Genomic DNA, 17471 nt, shown 5'->3' on the forward strand with positions numbered 1-17471 from the left:
CTTCGGACAGGATCGGAAGAGAAGCAATGCTTGCGTCCAACCCGGAAAAGGAGGCGTCTGTAACGCCTCCGTTTCTTGTTGCCCGTGATGTCCGGAAAACCTATGGCGGCGTCCAGGCGTTAAGGGGCGTGTCGCTGACGCTCCGTGCCGGGGAAATCCACGGCCTCGTCGGTGCAAATGGCGCCGGAAAATCGACGCTGATTAAGGTTCTTGCCGGTCTCACCCATGCCGATGCTGGGGAGGTGTTGATCGACGGCAACCCGGTCGCCGTCGCCAGCCCGGCGGTCGCGACTGATCTCGGCATGAATTTCATCCATCAGGAACTCGCTTTCATTCCCGGAATGACCGTCCTGGAAAACATCATGCTGGGCCTGCCGAAAAAGACCAGGTTCGGGATTGTCGACTGGACGGCGATTGCGCGCGATGTCGAGCCGGTCGCCCGCCGTGTCGGCATAGTTGCTCCACTGAACGCCAAGGTGAAGGACCTCTCGACGGCGGAAAACTGGCTGATCAATATCTGCCGGGCGCTGATGCGCAAAGCGCGGCTGATCGTCATGGATGAGCCAACCGCATCGCTTTCGGCGGCAGAAAGCGAAAAGCTCTTCAAGATCATTGAGGACTTGCGGGATACGGGTGTTTCGATCCTTTATGTCTCACACAGGCTCGACGAGATCCTCAGGCTGTGTGCCGCTGTCACCGTCTTCCGCGACGGCAATTTCGTGACTGTCATCGACAGACCGAACCTCACGCGCGCCGCTCTTGTCGAAGCGATTGTCGGCGGCGTGGTCGAAAATCTCAGCCACGAAAAACATCATGTGCGGAAGGAAGCGATGCTTTCGGTATCGGGGCTGAGCCGGCTGCCGAAGGTGAAGGATGTTTCCTTTGAACTGCATCGCGGCGAAGTGCTTGGCATAGGCGGCCTTGTCGGCGCCGGGCGCACGGAGTTGATCCGGCTGATTTATGGCGCCGATCGCGCCGATGCGGGGCAGATGACGCTGGACGGCCAGGCCTTTCTGCCGAAGACACCTGCACAGGCGGTTAAGGCGGGGCTGGGGCTGGTGCCGGAAGAGCGTCGCGCCGATGGGCTGCTCCTGACAAAGAGCGTCGCCTTCAATCTGCAGCTCTCCAATCTCACCAATATCATCCGCAATCCAGCGCTGCCGTTGATCGATTATCGTCGCCGCGCAGATCTTTCGTCGCAAACCGCCCGCGACCTCTCGATCAAGGCGCAGTCGATCGAGACGCCGGTCGGCCTGCTCTCCGGCGGCAACCAGCAGAAGGTGGTGATTGGCCGGTGGCTTTTGCGCTTGCCGAAAATCCTCATTCTCGACGAGCCGACGAGGGGCGTCGATATTGGTGCCCGGGCAGATATACACCGGCTGATCCGGGAATTGGCCGCGCGCGGCATGGCGGTCATCGTCGTGTCCTCAGAGCCCGATGAATTACCCGACCTCTGCGACCGCGTTCTCGTCATGGCGGAAGGCCGCATTGTGCGGGAACTGACCGGCGCCGGCATCACCCGCAATGCACTCGTCGAAGCCAGCTATGCTTTCGACGGCACTGAAAGGAACTGACATGAGCGATCTGGCCGTTTCGACCCGCAGTCTTTCTCCAGGCGCAAAACGCGCGCTCGGCGCTTTTGCCCGTTATGCCACGATTATCGGCCTGCTGGCGATGATCGTTGCCTTTTCGATCCTGTCGCCGCGCGCCTTTCCGACGATCTATAATTTCACCAATGTGCTGAACCAGACATCGCTGGCGATGATTATCGCCGGTGGCCTGACGCTTGCGGTAATCGTTGGCGAACTCGATCTCTCCATCGGTTTTGCCGCTTCACTGCACGGCGTGTTGGTAACAGGGTTGATCGTCTCCAGCAAACTGCCGATCGGCGTGGCAATCTTGATCGTCATCCTGCTCGGCGGCCTGATCGGCCTCGTCAACGGGCTTATCGTCACCAAGGTCAAGGTCAACTCGGTTATCGCAACGCTCGGTGTCGGCACCATCCTGACAGGCCTGTCCTTCGCCTACTCGGCAGGTGTTCCCATCACCGCCGGCGTGCCTGAGGCATTTCTGCAAGTATCACTCGGACGTTTTCTGTTCGGCATCCCGAACAATATCGTCATCATGGTCGTCGTGCTCGGCGCACTCTGGATTCTCGTGGAGCGAACGGCACTCGGCCAGGAAATCCAGGCCGTCGGCGGCAACCCGTCCGCGGCCAGGCTCGCCGGCATCAATGTCGACCGCGTCAAGATTTTAGGCTTCATCATTTCCGGCATGTGCGCGGCCTTGACCGGCATTCTCTTGGCCTCGCGCCTCGGGAGCGGCACGACGAGTGCAGCAGATCCCTATCTGCTGACGGCCTTTGCGGCAGTCTTCCTTGGCTCGGCGACGTTACGTGACGGAGAATTTCATGTGTTCGGAACGTTCATCGGGGCATTGATCATAGCCTTCGGTTTCAACGGGCTGAACATCTTCGGCGCGCCGACCTATTCGCAATACATCTTTCAGGGCGCCATCCTGATCATTGCGGTCGGTCTATCAAGCCTCGGCCGCATTCTTTCGCAACGTTAGGAGTTTACGATGTCCGATCTCTGGGACGTCCACGTCATCGAATTCGCACGGTCAAAAGACCAGCCGCTGATCGACCTCGTCAACGGTGCCCCGCCATCGGCAGTGCTTGACCTTCCTTTTGGCTTTGTCTTGGCTCAGAACGGTGACAGGAACGTTCTGATCGACACCGGCTTTCTCAACGAAGGCAGCGGTGCAGAGTTTTCAAAGAAGTTCGGCATTCCCGACTGGATCTCGCCCGTGCGCATGCTTGAAGAGCTTGGCGTCAAGGCAGGCGATATCACCGATATCGTGCTCAGCCACGCCCATTTCGACCACATGGGTTCGATCTCAGCCTTTACCAAGGCACGGATCTTCATCCAGAAGCGCGAATGGCTCTCCTGGAACGAAGCGATGGCCTTGCCGCCACAGTACGGATTTCTAACGGCTATCATAAACCCGGACAACATGCGCTCGGCTTTCGACGCGGCCGTCGAACACCGCCTGGTGCTGGTCGATGGTGACAAGGACAACATCCTGCCTGGCATGCATGTCCGCCTCGGCGAGGGGCATACGCTCGGCCAGCAGTTCGTGATCGTTGAAACCGCCCGCGGACGATTGCTGGCAGTGGGCGATTGCATATATTCGAAGCTCAACCTCACCGGCCACAATCACGACGGCGTTTTCGCACCGCTCAACAATGGTATCGGCAGCATCTGGAAGCAGTTGGAGACCATGGATCGCATCAACGAGGAGATTGCAGGCGACATGTCCCGATTGATCATGATGCACGATAACGACCGCTGGTCACACTTGCCCCTGGTAAAGGAAATCGGGGGCTTCAGGATACTCAAGGCGTCCTAATCGCCGTGGCGCGCCCGTGTGAAGAGTTCTATCGTGTTGTTTCCGGCATACCAGTCTTCAAGTCAGACAACGGCGTCAGTATAGGGAAAGCCGTTGGCGATGTCGGTTTCCGAAGCAAGAAAAGGTTGTCACCATTCCGGTGTTGACGAAATGTCGGAAGACGCGGAACTCGGATCGAGTTCGCCGCGCCTTGCGTCTTCTGGCGTCCTTATGGTTAGCGAGCACCTGATGGTCGACGATCCGTCTTCCAGGCGTTCCTACCGCCTGGCGCTCGTGATCGGCACCTCGGCCGGAGGGCACGAATAGTCCCCTGGAAAGTAAGCGGTCTACTTGCAGGAATGTTGTCGCCGCCCATGTTCATCTAGATCGTAACCGATGAAGAGAAGACGCGATGGATTGGATGGTAGACCTCGGGTTTCACACAGACCTGCTTCGACATCTGATCGTGCTACTCGTCGCTTACGTGCTGGCTTTGCCGATCGCTTGGGATCGCGAACGCAACGAGCGCAGCGCCGGTCTTCGCACCTTTCCACTCGTGGCAATCGCCGCGTGCGGGTTCATCCAGGCGGCAGAAACCGTGACCAAGGAGAATGCGGAGGCGACGGCAAGGATTGTGGAGGGAATTATCAACGGCGTCGGGTTCATAGGCGGGGGTGCGATCCTCGTCGGCAAGGCCAGCATTCGTGGGACCGCGACCGCTGCTAGCCTCTGGGCCACGGGCGCGATCGGGGCAGCGGTTGGTCTAGGAGCGTACGAGACCGCGGTCGTCCTGTCGATTGCCACTTTTGTGACCCTCCGGGTGATGACGAACTTCAAAGTCGAGGGAAAGGCAATTAACGAAGAGCTGCCAGTCACCGAGAATAGCGCTGAGAGGACCCATTGACGGAGAGAGTGCGCCTGCCGCGCTCATTTCAAGCTCTGCCAAGGACTTTAGAACGTTTCTGGGGCAGAACTTGCGGGGAGCATGGAAATCATCCCAGGCGCAGGACACGCTGACCAGAGGATATTTGATCGCGCTATAGATATTTTTTCGAGCTCATCGTGAAATTTTGACCACCCGCTAAGCCGCCGCCCATGGCCGATGGTTAAGGAAAAAATGTCGATCTTGCCAAATTTTGCCATTGCGGCTATAGGCATTCATATGAGCACGATGAACATTTCTCTCCCGGACCATCTTAAGAGCTTCGTCGATGAGCAGGTTGCTGGACGTGGTTACGGGACTAGCAGCGAATATATCCGCGAATTAATTCGGCGAGATCAGGATCGTCTTGTTTTGCGCGGACTGTTGGTTGACGGAGCATCGTCCGTACAATCCGATCCCGCCGATGGGCGCTATTTCACGGAACTGCGTGATCGTGTGCGTGGTCGGCACAGTAAGTGGCAAACAAGTACATCGTCCCTCGGGAATTGGCTCGCGGTGACGTCGAAGCGGCCGTAGACCACTATGTACTTGAGGCCGGCATCGAGGTTGCCCTCGGCTTTGTTGACGCTTTAGAGGCAGCCTATGATCTGATCGCGCGACATCCGGAATCGGGATCGCTACGATATGGATACGAGTTGGGATTGCCTGACCTGCGCAGCATTTCGCTGAAACGATACCCCTATATCGTCTTTTATCGTGATCAAAAAGATCATGTCGATGTGTGGCGTGTGCTTCATGGGAAACGAGACATTCCACCGTCGATGCACGAGCCTGAGAATCATTGATTATCACGACAGATTGCAGCTGCAGATTTTCCAGACTTTTGATTCCAATGCCATCAAGGCGACTATCTTTGGACCGCCGCCCGGTCGACGAGATCACTCAAGCCAATCCAGGCATCAAGACAGGCCGCAAAAGCCCATAGCAGCAGCATGATTTGGGTATATTGCTGACGTGGGCTTAGTTCAGCCTCGCATGGCAGCCGACAATAAGGAGCTAATAGAGCAACTTCGTAACCCAATAGAGGGGAGTAATCTTGGCGCGATAGGCATCAGGGCTAGGTCCGAACGGGTTATTCCCGGTAAGGCAGCGCAATCTGACGCCTACGAAGAACCGCTCGCAGAATACTTCTTTTGTCATCTTAAGATGCTACCGGAACTCCGCAATCTTACTCGTGTCCCTGGGCAGAGACGCGCGCTCGTTAACTCCTGAATCCCGCAAGACTGACCCCGCCAATATTGGGGGGTTGGAGTAGCGGCCAGATATCTCAGTTTACCGCTATCCGCTGGTTTGTCTGTATGCCTGATTTTAGGCACCCCCATACGGACAAATCAGTTGGTCGTCTGGCTCGACGAGGCCATCACGCGCAAGCCCAAGGCCACAATTTAATCATCGACCGCGCGCATTAGCGGCCGGTTTTCGCGCGGCATATGAGTGTTACGGCCGGATGATCCTCAGGCCGAGTTCAAGCGCCAAAGCGTAACATCTCGTATGTAGGATCAGCGCCGACCCTATTGCAGACTTCTCGAAGTTGCTCATCGGTCGCGTCGGCTAAGATCCCTGTCCGCACAAGTACCGAGTCCAAGCCGACCGATTTCGCGCCCAAGATATCGTGTTCGATGCTGTCTCCAATGCAGACAACGCACCGCCTGTCTGTAGCGCCTGCAAGCCTCAACGCGTGCTCATAGATATCGGGATAGGGTTTCCCGAGCCAGATGACTGGTCCTCCCATCTTCTCATAGAGCTTGGCGATGCTCCCTGCACCTGGCGCAAGAGTACCGTTGTACAATTTGTGAATATCAGGGTTTGTACAGTAGCACGGGATGCCTGTTTGAGCGGCGGGGCGCAACAGCGCCTCGTAGCGTTCCATCGAGATGTGTTCGGCTTGGCTACCTGAGACGATAACGATCTCGGCTGCCGATGCGGTTTCAACTGATCGCAGTCCAAGCCGATCCGCGAGATTGCTGTCTCCGCCACTGGAGATCGTCAGACAACGGGAGCCCCTGGCAATCACGTTTTCCGGCCGCGATAGGATTTCGAACGCGACATCCCCCGAGGTGACGAAGAAATCGAAGCTGTCCGCTGCAAAGCCAAGCTTGATGAGACGCTCGGAATTGTACTCGCCACTTCTTCCAGAGTTGGAAAGGATGACGATCGTCTTGCCCAACGATGCCAGATTGGCCAGGGCATCAGCTGCGCCTGCGTAAGGGCCGGTATCGTCTCTGAGGACGCCGTACTGATCGATGAAAAAAACGTCATAGGCCTGCTTCAACTGAGCCAAGTCAGTGGGTCGCGGCTTAGACATAGGCATTGTCCAATTCGGATATCACAAGCGCAGCTGTTCCGACCGCCGCCTCGGTCGACTTCGCAGCTATCATCTCCACGCTCATTGCCAGGGCTCTCATTTTGCTCCAGGCCGGGTTTCGTGCTCCGCCACCGACCGTTCTCAGGCTTTTCAAAGCTGGCGATCCGAGTTCGTGTAACCGCTGGTAACCCAGCCTTTCGATTTCCGTCATCCCTTCGAGAATAGCGTGGAAAAACAGGACGTCGTCGGCCGGCCGCGGCGTGAGTCGCGGCGCATAGTGAGGGTCGTTGATGGGAAAACGCTCTCCCGGACGGAGGAGGGGGTAGAAGTCCAGCCCGAGCTTTTGGGCCGGATCGATCATCTGCGTGAGGTCGTCCAGCCGGTCATCTCCAATCAAGGCGCGCACGACATTTCCGCCGCTGTTCGACGCCCCTCCAACTAGCCAGAAACCTCCGACACGATGCGAGTATACGCCATATTGTGGAGCGTCGATCGGAGCATCCGATGCCAGTTTCAACACGATAGTGGAGCCGAGCGCTGTCACGGCGTCGCCAGTATTCGATGCGCCGGTCGCGAGAAATGAGGCACAGCCGTCGGTCGTGCCCGCATGAAACCAAGCGGTCTGCGGTAGTCCGAGTTCGCGTAAGTAGCCTTCGATCGGAGCGGTTCTCTTACCTGCTCGGTGCACGATAGGCAGCTTGGTCGTATCCATTCCTGCCGCTTCGATCCAATCTGGCCAACTCTCAACCTCCAGATCAAAGCCTGTTTTCAGCGCGTTGTTTTCGTCACTGAAACGCGCTGGGCAGCCAAGTTTCATCGATATCCAGTCAGCTTGGTGTACGATGGCCGCGGCACCTTTTGCATGAGACAGATGTATTGCTCTTGCGAGGCCCGAATTTGCTCCCACAGCCGCGCTGCCCACCGGAGCATTGTCCGAAATGCGTTTGACAACTGCCTGATCGGGGCAGGGGTCGTTGTACATCAAGACTGAGCCAGTCGGCTCATTTGCGTTATCCAGCGAAAGTACGGTCCCGCTTGTCCCGTCGACGGCTATGCCCTCGATCGAGCCCAGGTTCGTCTTTTCCGAGAGCCCTTCGAGGGCTTCCTTGACCCTGTTCCACCAAGAGGCCGGTTGTCGCAGTTCATCCGGCGACCTAAACGGCGCGGCCGCGAAGCCGACGGGATTCCCGGCCCTATCGATAGCGGCTGCGCGAGCACCAGACGTGCCGATATCGATGCCGAGGGCGACGGCAGGGCCAACTTGGCTGTTCATGCGGACTGCCTCACCGATCCTCTATCGAGCGCTTGGCGATATTGCTCGGCCTCCCAATGGGTAAGTTCGTATGCATCGCCCTGTGACAGATATTCGACCTTCTTTCCTTCCGGTATGCGGCCGACCACTTCCGCCAGGCAGCGTGCCATTACTTCCCCGCCCGCCGTCAGCGTGCTGGACAGCAGGATCCCTTTATCGGGGACGATCAACATCTTAGGCACATTACGGCCCTCTTTGTGCAAAGCCGCCTCGAAATCCGACGCGCTTTGCCCTTGGGGAAGGACGCCAATTTCCGTTCCGAGGAATATTATGTGGTCCGGGTATAGGGAGCCGCCGAGCGCGATCTCCCGATTGGCTTCCGAAATCGCGACCGCGTGGCTATCGACGTCTCGAGCCACGTGAAAGCCCGAGCCCTCCGCAATCGCGGTGAGGGCGTCGATATCCGGTGTTTTGGTTGCGCGTGGCTCGCGGGACAGCGCAGAGCTGATCCGCTCAATGCGATCTTCCACGTCCTCGACGGTATCACCGCAGACGATGATGCCGTGATTGAAGAGGATCAACACGTCCGGATTGGACGCAGCAGCCTTATCGATCTCCTTCGCAAGAGGAGTGCCTGGTCGCCTGTAGGGTATTGTTACCCACTTGATGTCGGGAAGGTCATTCATGCGTGTGGCAAGCAGTGCGTCGCGGTCTTCCAGGACGGCAAGTGCTATCGCGTTTACGCAGTGGTAGTGCGCAACCACCGGGCTTTTGAGAGCTGCGTGAAAACTGGTTTCGATCGATGGTCGCAGTCCGCTGGAGTTCAGTTCCGAAACCACGAAGTCGGTGGACTTCTCCGCGCGAGGATCACCTCCTCGAAGAGCGGCAACCAACGGTTCGACAACCACCGGAACCATGATGTCCTCAGCATTGGCTTTGGAGAGCCAGGTGCCCGATGCCTTCACCCACATGACGCCGTCTCTCTTGATCGACGTATTACCGCCAGCGCCCTGTGTCTTGAGGATATCGTTACCGATCCGGCTGGAAAGCCGGAGGAAGTCTTTGAAATCGTCGGTATTCCTCAGGTCCGGTTCGGTCATGTCTTCTTCCTCCTGCGGCGCTGCCCCTTGCTTCAGAACCAATCAGTCCCGTGAGCAAACTTTGGCGCAATTCTATTTGTGTGATTGAATGTCGTCAACGATGAAGAATCTGCATCGTCAGTATTGCGACAGGAAGGAACGTGTGATTATAGTTCATCATGGACGCTGAGGGAGACGCGTCACTGGAGGCCTGCTTTGAATGATTCCGATCGCCATCGTTTGATCACGGAGACGCTTCGCGAGAAGCCGTTCGCCTCCGTCCGTGATCTGCAGAAGCTGCTCGGTGTTTCCCCGGCAACGATCCGTCGTGACATCGACAAGCTCGATGAGATCGGTGTAGCGCGCAAAGTGTATGGCGGGATTTCGGCGAACGAATCTGCGACCTCAGCACGCCTCTCGGCTCGGCCTTACGACGAGAACCGCGATATTGCGGTCGACGCGAAGCGTGCCATCGCTGAAAAAGCGGCAGGCCTCGTGCGAGACGGAGACTCCGTGATCGTTCATGCGGGGTCGACGTGCTATCAGCTCGGAATTCAACTGGCTCGGCGAAATGTTCGCCTTTATACGAACTCGATGCCATTGGCGGCCTATGTGGGTGAGCATGGTACCTGTCATCTGACGTTGGCAGGCGGGGTGCTTTATCGAGAGCCGGGCATCATCCACGACGCTTCCGCAGGAGCGCCCGATTTCTTCGCGTCGCGGTTCTTCCTGGGAACGCAAGGCATCAGTTCCGAGGGACTTCTCGAATCCCATCCCTTGTTGACCAAAGCTATTGGCGAGCTGAGCAGCTGTGCAGATGAGATTGTTCTGTTGGCGGATAGCCGGAAGCTCTCAATCCAGCCGCGCAACGTCGTTCTTCCGCTGTCTCGCATAGGGACGATCGTGATCGACGACGGTCTTGCGGATGTCGGCGCAAAGATGCTCGAAGATGCCGGTATTTCCATACTGATCGCTACGGTAGGAGGCCAATGATGGTGCCATCGAACGTGGTCGCAGTTTTCGATCTCGGCAAAACGAACTCGAAGCTTTTCGTCTTCAGTGCAGACGGTTCCGTGCTCTCGGAAGCCAGGACAAAGCCCAGTTGGATCGAGTACGATGGCTTGCGTGTTCTCGATGACGTCGCGCTCTTCACTTGGATGACGTCTGCCTTGACGCAGGCGACCGAAGAGCATTTCGTTGGTCACGTCATGTTCTCGGGACACGGGTGCACCTTTGCACTCGTTCGGGATGACGAGCTGGTGCATCCCGTACTCGATTACGAACAGGAACCGCCTCAGCGGGTTGCGGACAGCATCGACATTTTGGTGCCAGCCTTCAGCGAAACCTATTCGCCGAAGCTCCCGTTGGGTTTCAATTACGGACGGCACATCCTCTGGCTAGAGGCCATCAAGCCAGAGGTGGAAAGTCGCGCCGACGCCATCCTTTCATACCCGCAGTTTTGGTCCTGGAAATTTTCCGGCCGGAAAGTGTCCGAGGTTTCCTACATCGGCTGCCACTCTCACCTCTGGGCACCGCTGCGTGATGATTTCAGCAGTCTGGTCTATAGCCGAGGCTGGCGTGGAAAGATGCCAGCCTTCGAACGGGCGGGTGCTGCTTTGGGCAATTGGGAGATCGGGCCTGATCGGGAAAACGCGGTTCCGGTCGTTGTCCACAATGGTGTCCACGACAGTAATTCCGCGCTCTATTACTACCGTTCGCTCGGGTTCCAGGACTTTACGCTCGTGTCGACTGGCACATGGGTCGTGATTTTCAATTCGGCGTGCCCGCTGGAAGCGTTGGATGAACACCGTGACATGCTCGCAAACGTCACCGTCGACGGGAAGCCGGCTCCGACCATAAGGTTCATGGGCGGCCGGGAATATGACATCGCAAGTGACGGCTGGAACAAGCCAATCAGTCTTGAGGCAGTCTCGAGAGTGATCGCGAAGCGCGTATTCGCATTGCCCTCTTTTGCGCCCGGCGGCCCGATGCAGGGGTTCGAAAGCCGCTTTGTGGGGCCTGAGGCGAACGGCGAGGAGAGGGCCGCCGTCGCACTTCTGTATGTCGTTCTAATGACCAATCTTTCCTTGGATCTCATCCAGTCCGAGAACGAGATCGTAATCGATGGCGGGCTCGTCAAGACGGGACTGTTCGCCGAGCTTCTTGCTCAGTTGCGCCCTTCGCAGCCGATATTCACCAGCGCGACCGCCGAAGGCAGTGCGTTTGGAGCCGCCGCGTTGGTTTTCGACACTCTGGGTGAGAAGCCATTTGCGAACGAAACGAATGAGGCGGCTTCGTTGCAGGTTTTCGGCCTCGAAGCATACCGCGATGCATGGCGGGCGTTGATCGACATCGGCGAACCGGAACTCGCACTCCCGAGGAAAGAGTTACAGGCATGAACACGGCAGGCGACAACCGCGCACCCGTTCTGGAGATGCGCAATATCAGCAAAACATTCGCGAGCACTAAAGCGCTTACAAACGTGTCGCTTACCGTCTATCCCGGTGAAGTCCACGCGCTGATGGGCGAGAACGGTGCTGGCAAATCGACGCTAATGAAGGTGCTCTCGGGAGCGTACACCGCTGACCCGGGCGGCACCATTCTCGTCGACGGAAAGCCCATCGTTGCGGGAGACCCGATAAAGGCAAAGGCGAATGGCGTTTCCGTCATTTATCAGGAGCTCTCGCTCGCGCCCAATCTCACCGTCGCACAAAACATGTTCCTTGCTGCCGAACCTGCCAGGTACGGCGTCCTGGATAAGGCAGCTGCGCGCGCACGGGCCGAGCCGATCCTCAAACAGCTTGGCATTTCCTTCGGCCCCTCGCAGCTTGTAGCGTCGCTCTCGCTCGGTGAACGCCAGATGGTGGAAATCGCGCGGGCCCTGACCACGAACGCCAAGATCATCGTCATGGACGAGCCGACGACGTCGCTCACGTCCAGGGAGACGGAGCGGCTCTTTGAGGTGATCGCGGGGCTCAAGGCGCGGGGTATTGCCATTATCTACATCAGCCATCGGATGGAGGAGATCTATGCGCTCGCAGATCGGGTCAGCGTTCTCCGCGATAGCGCTTATGTGGGCACCCTCGATCGGTCCGCCTTGTCGGCCGAAAAGCTCGTTTCGATGATGGTAGGTCGCGATCTTTCCTCTTTCTACAAGAAGGAACACCGAGCACCGCAAAGCGCCGCGAAAACGGTGCTCTCAGTGCATGACATCGGAGATGGCCGTCGAGTTCACGGATGCTCGTTCGACGCAAAGGCAGGCGAAGTGCTCGGCATAGCCGGGCTAGTTGGCTCCGGACGGACGGAACTCGCGCGGCTCATCTTCGGTGCCGATCCGAAAACATCCGGACGGGTTATGCTCGACGGCAAGGACACCGTCATCGGCAGCCCGCGCGATGCGATGGACGCCGGGATCGCATACCTGACGGAAGACCGGAAAGGCCTCGGACTCTTCCTCGATATGACGATCAACGAGAACATCAACATCGGTGTTATCGGCAAGGATGCCGGCAAAGTGGGCATTCTGAACTTCGCCGCGGCGAAGGAACGAGCGGCAAGGGCCATCAAGTCGTTGTCCATTCGCACGTCAAGCGACGGCATCAATGTCGGAGCTCTGTCCGGCGGTAACCAGCAAAAGGCGCTGATCGCGCGCCTGCTAGAAACCAAGCCTCGGATCATCATCTTCGACGAACCGACACGCGGCGTCGATGTTGGAGCGAAGTCCGAAATCTACCGGATCATCGATGAGCTTGCGCAAACGGGGATCGCGATCGTCGTGATCTCGAGCGATCTGCCCGAGATCATCGGGATCGCAGACCGCGTCCTCGTGATGCGCGAAGGCCACATCGCGGGCGAGGTCCTGGCGACGCCGGACCAACCAATAAGCCAGGAAGCCATCATGGCGTTCTCCACCGGATCGGCGTCGAAAGTCGCTTGAGGTCGGAAATCAAAGACGACGGGATAAGAACATGACCGCGACATCCACGGACCAGGGCAACGCCGCAAAGGCGAAATTCAGATCGACTCTAACGGCGCTTGGCATGCTTCCGGTGCTCGTGATCTTGGCGATCGGGTTCCACTTGCTAAGTGGTCGCTTTTTGAGCGTGAATAATCTGTCGATCGTCATGCAGCAGGCCTCGATCAACACGGTTCTGGCCGCCGGTATGACGTTCGTTATTCTGACCGGCGGTATCGATCTCTCGGTCGGTTCGATCCTCGCCGCGTCGGCGATGGTCGGTGTCATCGTGTCCCTTTGGCCCGACGTCGGGATGTTGGGAATTCCGGCTGCCATCGGGGTAGGTCTCGCTTGCGGCTTCGTCAACGGAACGATCATCTCGGCGCTCAAGCTTCCGCCCTTCATCGTCACCCTTGGGTCGCTGACCGCGATGCGCGGTATTGCCCGACTGCTCGGTAACGACACCACGGTATTCAATCCGGACCTGCCATTCGACTTCATCGGAAACGGCAGCTTCTTCGGCGTGCCATGGCTTGCCATCATCGCAATGGCGACGATCCTGATCTCATGGTTCATCCTGAAGCGCACCGTGTTGGGCACCTGGATCTATGCTGTCGGCGGAAATGTCGAGGCCGCGCGCCTGACAGGTATCAAAGTCCCGCTTGTGCTCCTGTTCGTATACTCGATATCCGGCCTGCTTTCAGGGCTAGGCGGTGCCATGTCCGCAGCACGCCTGTATGCGGCGAACGGCCTTCAACTCGGGCAATCCTATGAACTCGATGCGATCGCCGCCGTCATTCTCGGCGGAACCAGCTTCGTCGGAGGCGTGGGATCGATCTGGGGAACGCTGATCGGGGCTCTCATTATCGCGGTGCTGTCGAACGGTCTCATCCTCGTCGGTGTCTCCGACATTTGGCAGTACATCATCAAGGGGCTTGTCATCATCGTGGCCGTAGCGCTCGACCGCTACAGGCTGAAAGGGCTTAGCCGCACCTGACGTGTGGCTGGAGGAACCGGGGTCACCGGATAACGGGGCGCAGGAAGCGCCACAAGGAGGAAGAATATGCGCATGATTTCCAAACTGCTTGCAGCGACCGCACTGGCCGCAGCCATCGCAATGCCGGCAGCCGCCAAGGACCTTCAGAAGATCGGCATTTCCGTCGGCCTGCTTGGCAATCCGTTCTTCGTGGCTACCATCAAAGGCATCGAGGACCGCGCCAAGGAGATCAATCCAAATGTTCAGGTCACCTCGGTTTCGGCCGACTACGACCTCAACAAGCAGGTTTCGCAGATCGACAGCTTCATCGCAGCTGGCGTTGACATCATCATGCTGAACGCGGTGGACGCCAAGGCGATCGCACCTGCCGTCAAGAAGGCGCAGGCCGCTGGCGTGATCGTCGCCGCCTTCGACGTCTCCGCACCGGGTGCTGACGTCACGGTCATGACGAACAACATCAAGGCCGGCGAAGAGGCCTGCCAGTACATTGTCGATCAGCTCAAGGGCAAAGGCGACGTCGTCATTATCAACGGCCCCGCATCGTCCTCGATCCTTGACCGTGTGCAGGGTTGCAAGAACGTCCTGACGAAGAGCCCTGACATCAAGATCCTCTCCGACGATCAGAACGGTCAGGGTTCGCGCGACGGCGGTTTGTCGGTCATGCAGGGTCTTCTGACGCGCTTCGACAAAATCGACGCCGTCTTCGCGATCAACGACCCGACGGGCATCGGTGCGGAGCTAGCCGCTAAGCAGCTGAACCGCAACGAGTTCTTCATCACTGCAGTCGACGGTGCCCCGGATATCGAAAAGTCGCTTGCCAGCGGCAACTCGATGATCAAGGCCTCCGCTTCGCAGGACCCCTATGTGATGGCCGGCGACGCACTCAAGATGGCTGCCGACGTCCTCAACGGCAAGAAGCCGGCGGAAAATACTGTACTCCTCGACCCGAAGCTGATCACGGCTGACAACGTCAAGGACTACAAGGGCTGGACCGCAGCTCGCTAAGGTCTCCTCCCGAGTAGCCCGCCAAGCTTTCGAGCTTGGCGGGCTGCGATCCGAAATCAACCAGGAATAGGTTTCATGTCCAAAATCGGTGTCCACTCGTTTGTCTGGAGCGCAGGATCTACCAAAGACGAACTGGAGAGAACTCTCGAGCGATCCCACGAACTCGGTTTCAAGCTCGTCGAGTTCTCATACCTGGACCCCAAGCAGGTCGACGTAAATTGGCTGGCGTCTCGTATTCGACAGCTTGGCCTAGATGTCGCGGTAAGTATGGGGCTGCCGACGGAAGGCGATATTTCCAGCGAGGATGGATCGGTGGTCGCGAACGGCGAAGCGATCCTCGATCGCGCGGTCGCATTGGTCCGCGATCTCGGCGGCACCAAGCTTGCAGGGATTCTGAGTTCGTCTCATGGAAAGCAGGAACGCGCCCTGTCCCGTAAAGGATGGGATAAGAGCGTCAGTACGCTTTCGAAGGTCGCCGATCGTGCAAAAGCGGCTGGCGTCACTCTCAACCTCGAGATCGTCAACCGCTTCGAGAGCAACATGCTCAATACGGCAGCGCAGGGCCTTGCTTACATCAAGGATACCGGTGCCTCGAACGTGTTCCTTCACCTTGACACTTTCCATATGAACATTGAAGAGGCGGATGTCGGCTTGGCAATCCGAAACGCTGCCGACAAGATCGGCTATGTCCACATTGGTGAAAGCCATCGTGGTTATCTTGGGACAGGCAATATCGACTTTGCCGCAATCTTCGACGCGCTGATCGCTATCGGATGGGACGACTACGTGACCTTTGAATCCTTCTCGACAACGATCGTCGATAAGGACCTTTCGCTGAAGACGGCAATCTGGAGAAATCTCTGGGAAGACAACGCAGCACTGGCCAAACATGCGCGGGCGTACATCGTGCTTGGATTGGAAACGGCGAAGCGCAAGGCCGAATTGGTGAAGGCTGCGCATTTGCCAATGGCTTGCTGACACTGGAAAAACAAACCAGCAATTCCGAAATCGCAGACAAGCACAACCACCCCGCCAAGCGGAGTGCCAAGGGCTGGACGGATTGCCTTGCCGATCTTGTCGACAAAGTGAATAAATTGAGAATCCGCCGTTGGCCGCTCTCACTGCTACGATTGCAGCCTCCGCCGAAAAGAAAACCCGCTCCGCGCACTAGCGGGTACGGTGAAATTGTGCTGGGGAGGCAACCCCTGGCACTCCTTTCGTCATTCACATCCCGAAATGAGGGTAAAGGCTGGTCGGCAGCGTCGATACAGATGTCAGCGACGCCGGGTATTCTTATCGCTCCCGTGCCGGACCGCCTCGCTGAGACACGCTGCAGGCTGCAAGTCAGGCGCAAGCACGTGATTTTCGAAGTGGTGACCGCCGTTCTGTTGCGACCGACCCGCGTTAGGCTGCCACATAATCCGGGCTAGGAGACGTCTACGGGTAGGTTTGGCGAAAAATGCCGCGCGTGACAAGTCTGTGCTTCTTTCGCCCCTCGCGGTGGCGGACATGCCGGTAACCTCCTTCGCGCGCAAAAAACGCATCACCAGCACTGGTCGGCCGTTCTTATCGCGCAATCCCCTTCTCCGCGAACCAGTCTGCGTAGAACGTCGTGCGAACCATGTGGCGGTTGAGGTCAGGAGCGCCATCCGTCCACCACACCGCCCCGCGTTCGCCCAGCGCAAGCTTTGCGGCGTCGACGGCCCTTCGCGCCGCTCGCATTTTCTCATCATCGCCGGCGGCTTCCTTCACTGCCCTGCGAGCGATCATCAGCTCCCCCACCAGGCGCTTACGCTCACCCTCCGGCAAGCGAGGGTTTGTCTTTCTCCAAAGCCGGCCGCGCACGATAATGTAGCGGCCATCCGGCGTTTCCAACGGCGCCTTCCCCGTCTTCATGGCTGTCCCCCTTGCGCCGGAACGTGAACGCGCGTCAAGCGAAAGAAGTATCGCCTCTCGTCGCCCTCGACGACCATCATGCCAGCGAGTTCGTCGTCGCCGATCCGCCTGAAATGATCCACGATCGGCTGCTTGTCGTAGACCATCGCAGCCGTCTCGGAGCCGTCAACCATTCGTAACGTCAGTTTTGCCGTCGTTGCGCGGGCACGGAATGCCTTCTGGAGGTAAGAGAACCAGTTCCGGGCGATAAACGTTCGGCCGAAGCCAGCGACACGGAGAGCAAGTTTGATAGGAAAGAGGGACGGCTCGATCGGCACAAGACGACCAGGCCGCCATTGGAACAATAAGGCGTCCGCTCTCAGGTCTGGGTGGAACCTCTTGCCGAACCACTGAAGGTTCTCGAGCGCCCCATCCAGCGGATGTCCGGAGGCAACACCTTCACCGCGCCAGATGCCGACCATCTCGGCCGGCAGCACAGGGGGGAGGGTGCCGAACCAGTCGATTGTCTTCTTCTGCAGGTCGTCTTGCATGGTCCCTCCGGGCTATCGGGGAGGGCGATGCCGGACAGGTGGGACACTCGTCTGCCATTTCGTTGGCACAGCGAGAAACCGGAAAAACCGCTGCGTTCGCCATCCCTGTCGCGTCCGGT

The 17471-nt window shown here is 58.1% G+C and carries 17 protein-coding genes and 1 pseudogene; 13 read left to right on the forward strand and 5 right to left on the reverse strand.

Going from position 1 to position 17471, the window contains the following annotated elements; genetic code table 11:
• Positions 1–26: 26 nt before the first annotated feature.
• The 7 genes and pseudogenes from FHX06_RS33715 to FHX06_RS33745 all read left to right on the forward strand — a co-directional run bounded on the left by FHX06_RS33715 (position 27) and on the right by FHX06_RS33745 (position 5118).
• Complete coding sequence (locus FHX06_RS33715; protein WP_029868749.1) at positions 27–1574, forward strand: sugar ABC transporter ATP-binding protein; 1548 nt, start codon at positions 27–29, stop codon at positions 1572–1574.
• A 1-nt stretch (position 1575) separates the two neighbouring features.
• Positions 1576–2571, forward strand: coding sequence for an ABC transporter permease (locus FHX06_RS33720; protein ID WP_018115299.1), 996 nt, complete (start codon positions 1576–1578; stop codon positions 2569–2571).
• 9 nt (positions 2572–2580) lie between these two features.
• Complete coding sequence (locus tag FHX06_RS33725; RefSeq protein WP_183882478.1) at positions 2581–3411, forward strand: N-acyl homoserine lactonase family protein; 831 nt, start codon at positions 2581–2583, stop codon at positions 3409–3411.
• A 150-nt stretch (positions 3412–3561) separates the two neighbouring features.
• Positions 3562–3717, forward strand: a complete 156-nt coding sequence (locus FHX06_RS33730) for a hypothetical protein (protein WP_162728591.1) — start codon at positions 3562–3564, stop codon at positions 3715–3717.
• An 85-nt stretch (positions 3718–3802) separates the two neighbouring features.
• A complete protein-coding gene (locus FHX06_RS33735; RefSeq protein WP_018115296.1) occupies positions 3803–4294 on the forward strand; it encodes an MgtC/SapB family protein in 492 nt (163 codons plus the stop codon).
• A 222-nt stretch (positions 4295–4516) separates the two neighbouring features.
• A pseudogene (locus FHX06_RS33740) lies at positions 4517–4789 on the forward strand (type II toxin-antitoxin system ParD family antitoxin); the annotation flags it as partial.
• Entirely contained in the window at positions 4789–5118 is a 330-nt protein-coding gene (locus FHX06_RS33745) for a type II toxin-antitoxin system RelE/ParE family toxin (protein WP_183882479.1), read from the forward strand. The pseudogene FHX06_RS33740 and the gene FHX06_RS33745, both read left to right, overlap by 1 nt.
• 680 nt (positions 5119–5798) lie before the next feature.
• Here FHX06_RS33745 and FHX06_RS33750 read toward each other — a convergent pair.
• The 3 genes from FHX06_RS33750 to FHX06_RS33760 are packed head-to-tail and all read right to left on the reverse strand — an operon-like array spanning position 5799 to position 8990.
• Positions 5799–6614 carry a TIGR01459 family HAD-type hydrolase gene (locus tag FHX06_RS33750; RefSeq protein WP_246715767.1) on the reverse strand — a complete coding sequence of 272 codons (816 nt, stop codon included), beginning with the start codon at positions 6612–6614 and terminating at the stop codon, positions 5799–5801.
• A 16-nt stretch (positions 6615–6630) separates the two neighbouring features.
• Complete coding sequence (locus tag FHX06_RS33755; RefSeq protein WP_018115292.1) at positions 6631–7911, reverse strand: FGGY-family carbohydrate kinase; 1281 nt, start codon at positions 7909–7911, stop codon at positions 6631–6633.
• The gene (locus FHX06_RS33760) at positions 7908–8990 is read right to left on the reverse strand and encodes a class II aldolase/adducin family protein (RefSeq protein ID WP_018115291.1); all 1083 of its coding nucleotides are present in this window, start codon (positions 8988–8990) and stop codon (positions 7908–7910) included. Before FHX06_RS33760 ends, FHX06_RS33755 begins: the two co-directional genes overlap by 4 nt.
• A gap of 195 nt (positions 8991–9185) precedes the next feature.
• Here FHX06_RS33760 and FHX06_RS33765 point away from each other — a divergent pair, with 195 nt between their 5' ends.
• The 6 genes from FHX06_RS33765 to FHX06_RS33790 all read left to right on the forward strand — a co-directional run bounded on the left by FHX06_RS33765 (position 9186) and on the right by FHX06_RS33790 (position 15904).
• Positions 9186–9962, forward strand: coding sequence for a DeoR/GlpR family DNA-binding transcription regulator (locus tag FHX06_RS33765; protein ID WP_018115290.1), 777 nt, complete (start codon positions 9186–9188; stop codon positions 9960–9962).
• Positions 9962–11368 (forward strand): FGGY-family carbohydrate kinase, encoded by a 1407-nt coding sequence (locus tag FHX06_RS33770; protein WP_183882507.1) that lies wholly within the window; start codon positions 9962–9964, stop codon positions 11366–11368. Before FHX06_RS33765 ends, FHX06_RS33770 begins: the two co-directional genes overlap by 1 nt.
• On the forward strand, positions 11365–12906 hold the full coding sequence (locus FHX06_RS33775; RefSeq protein WP_183882480.1) for a sugar ABC transporter ATP-binding protein: 1542 nt from the start codon (positions 11365–11367) through the stop codon (positions 12904–12906). Before FHX06_RS33770 ends, FHX06_RS33775 begins: the two co-directional genes overlap by 4 nt.
• Before the next feature lie 31 nt (positions 12907–12937).
• Positions 12938–13921, forward strand: a complete 984-nt coding sequence (locus tag FHX06_RS33780) for an ABC transporter permease subunit (RefSeq protein WP_018115287.1) — start codon at positions 12938–12940, stop codon at positions 13919–13921.
• Positions 13922–13987: 66 nt separating this feature from the next.
• Positions 13988–14926, forward strand: coding sequence for an ABC transporter substrate-binding protein (locus tag FHX06_RS33785; RefSeq protein ID WP_018115286.1), 939 nt, complete (start codon positions 13988–13990; stop codon positions 14924–14926).
• Positions 14927–15001: 75 nt separating this feature from the next.
• Entirely contained in the window at positions 15002–15904 is a 903-nt protein-coding gene (locus FHX06_RS33790) for a sugar phosphate isomerase/epimerase family protein (RefSeq protein ID WP_018115285.1), read from the forward strand.
• A 588-nt stretch (positions 15905–16492) separates the two neighbouring features.
• Here FHX06_RS33790 and FHX06_RS33795 read toward each other — a convergent pair.
• Positions 16493–16822 carry a hypothetical protein gene (locus FHX06_RS33795; RefSeq protein WP_018115283.1) on the reverse strand — a complete coding sequence of 110 codons (330 nt, stop codon included), beginning with the start codon at positions 16820–16822 and terminating at the stop codon, positions 16493–16495.
• Positions 16819–17352: a GXWXG domain-containing protein gene (locus FHX06_RS33800; RefSeq protein ID WP_018115282.1), complete on the reverse strand. Its 534-nt coding sequence runs from the start codon at positions 17350–17352 to the stop codon at positions 16819–16821. The genes FHX06_RS33795 and FHX06_RS33800 overlap by 4 nt, the downstream gene beginning before the upstream one ends.
• Positions 17353–17471 lie beyond the last annotated feature (119 nt).

The sequence above is a fragment of the Rhizobium sp. BK512 genome, from assembly GCF_014194915.1.
GTDB lineage: Bacteria > Pseudomonadota > Alphaproteobacteria > Rhizobiales > Rhizobiaceae > Rhizobium.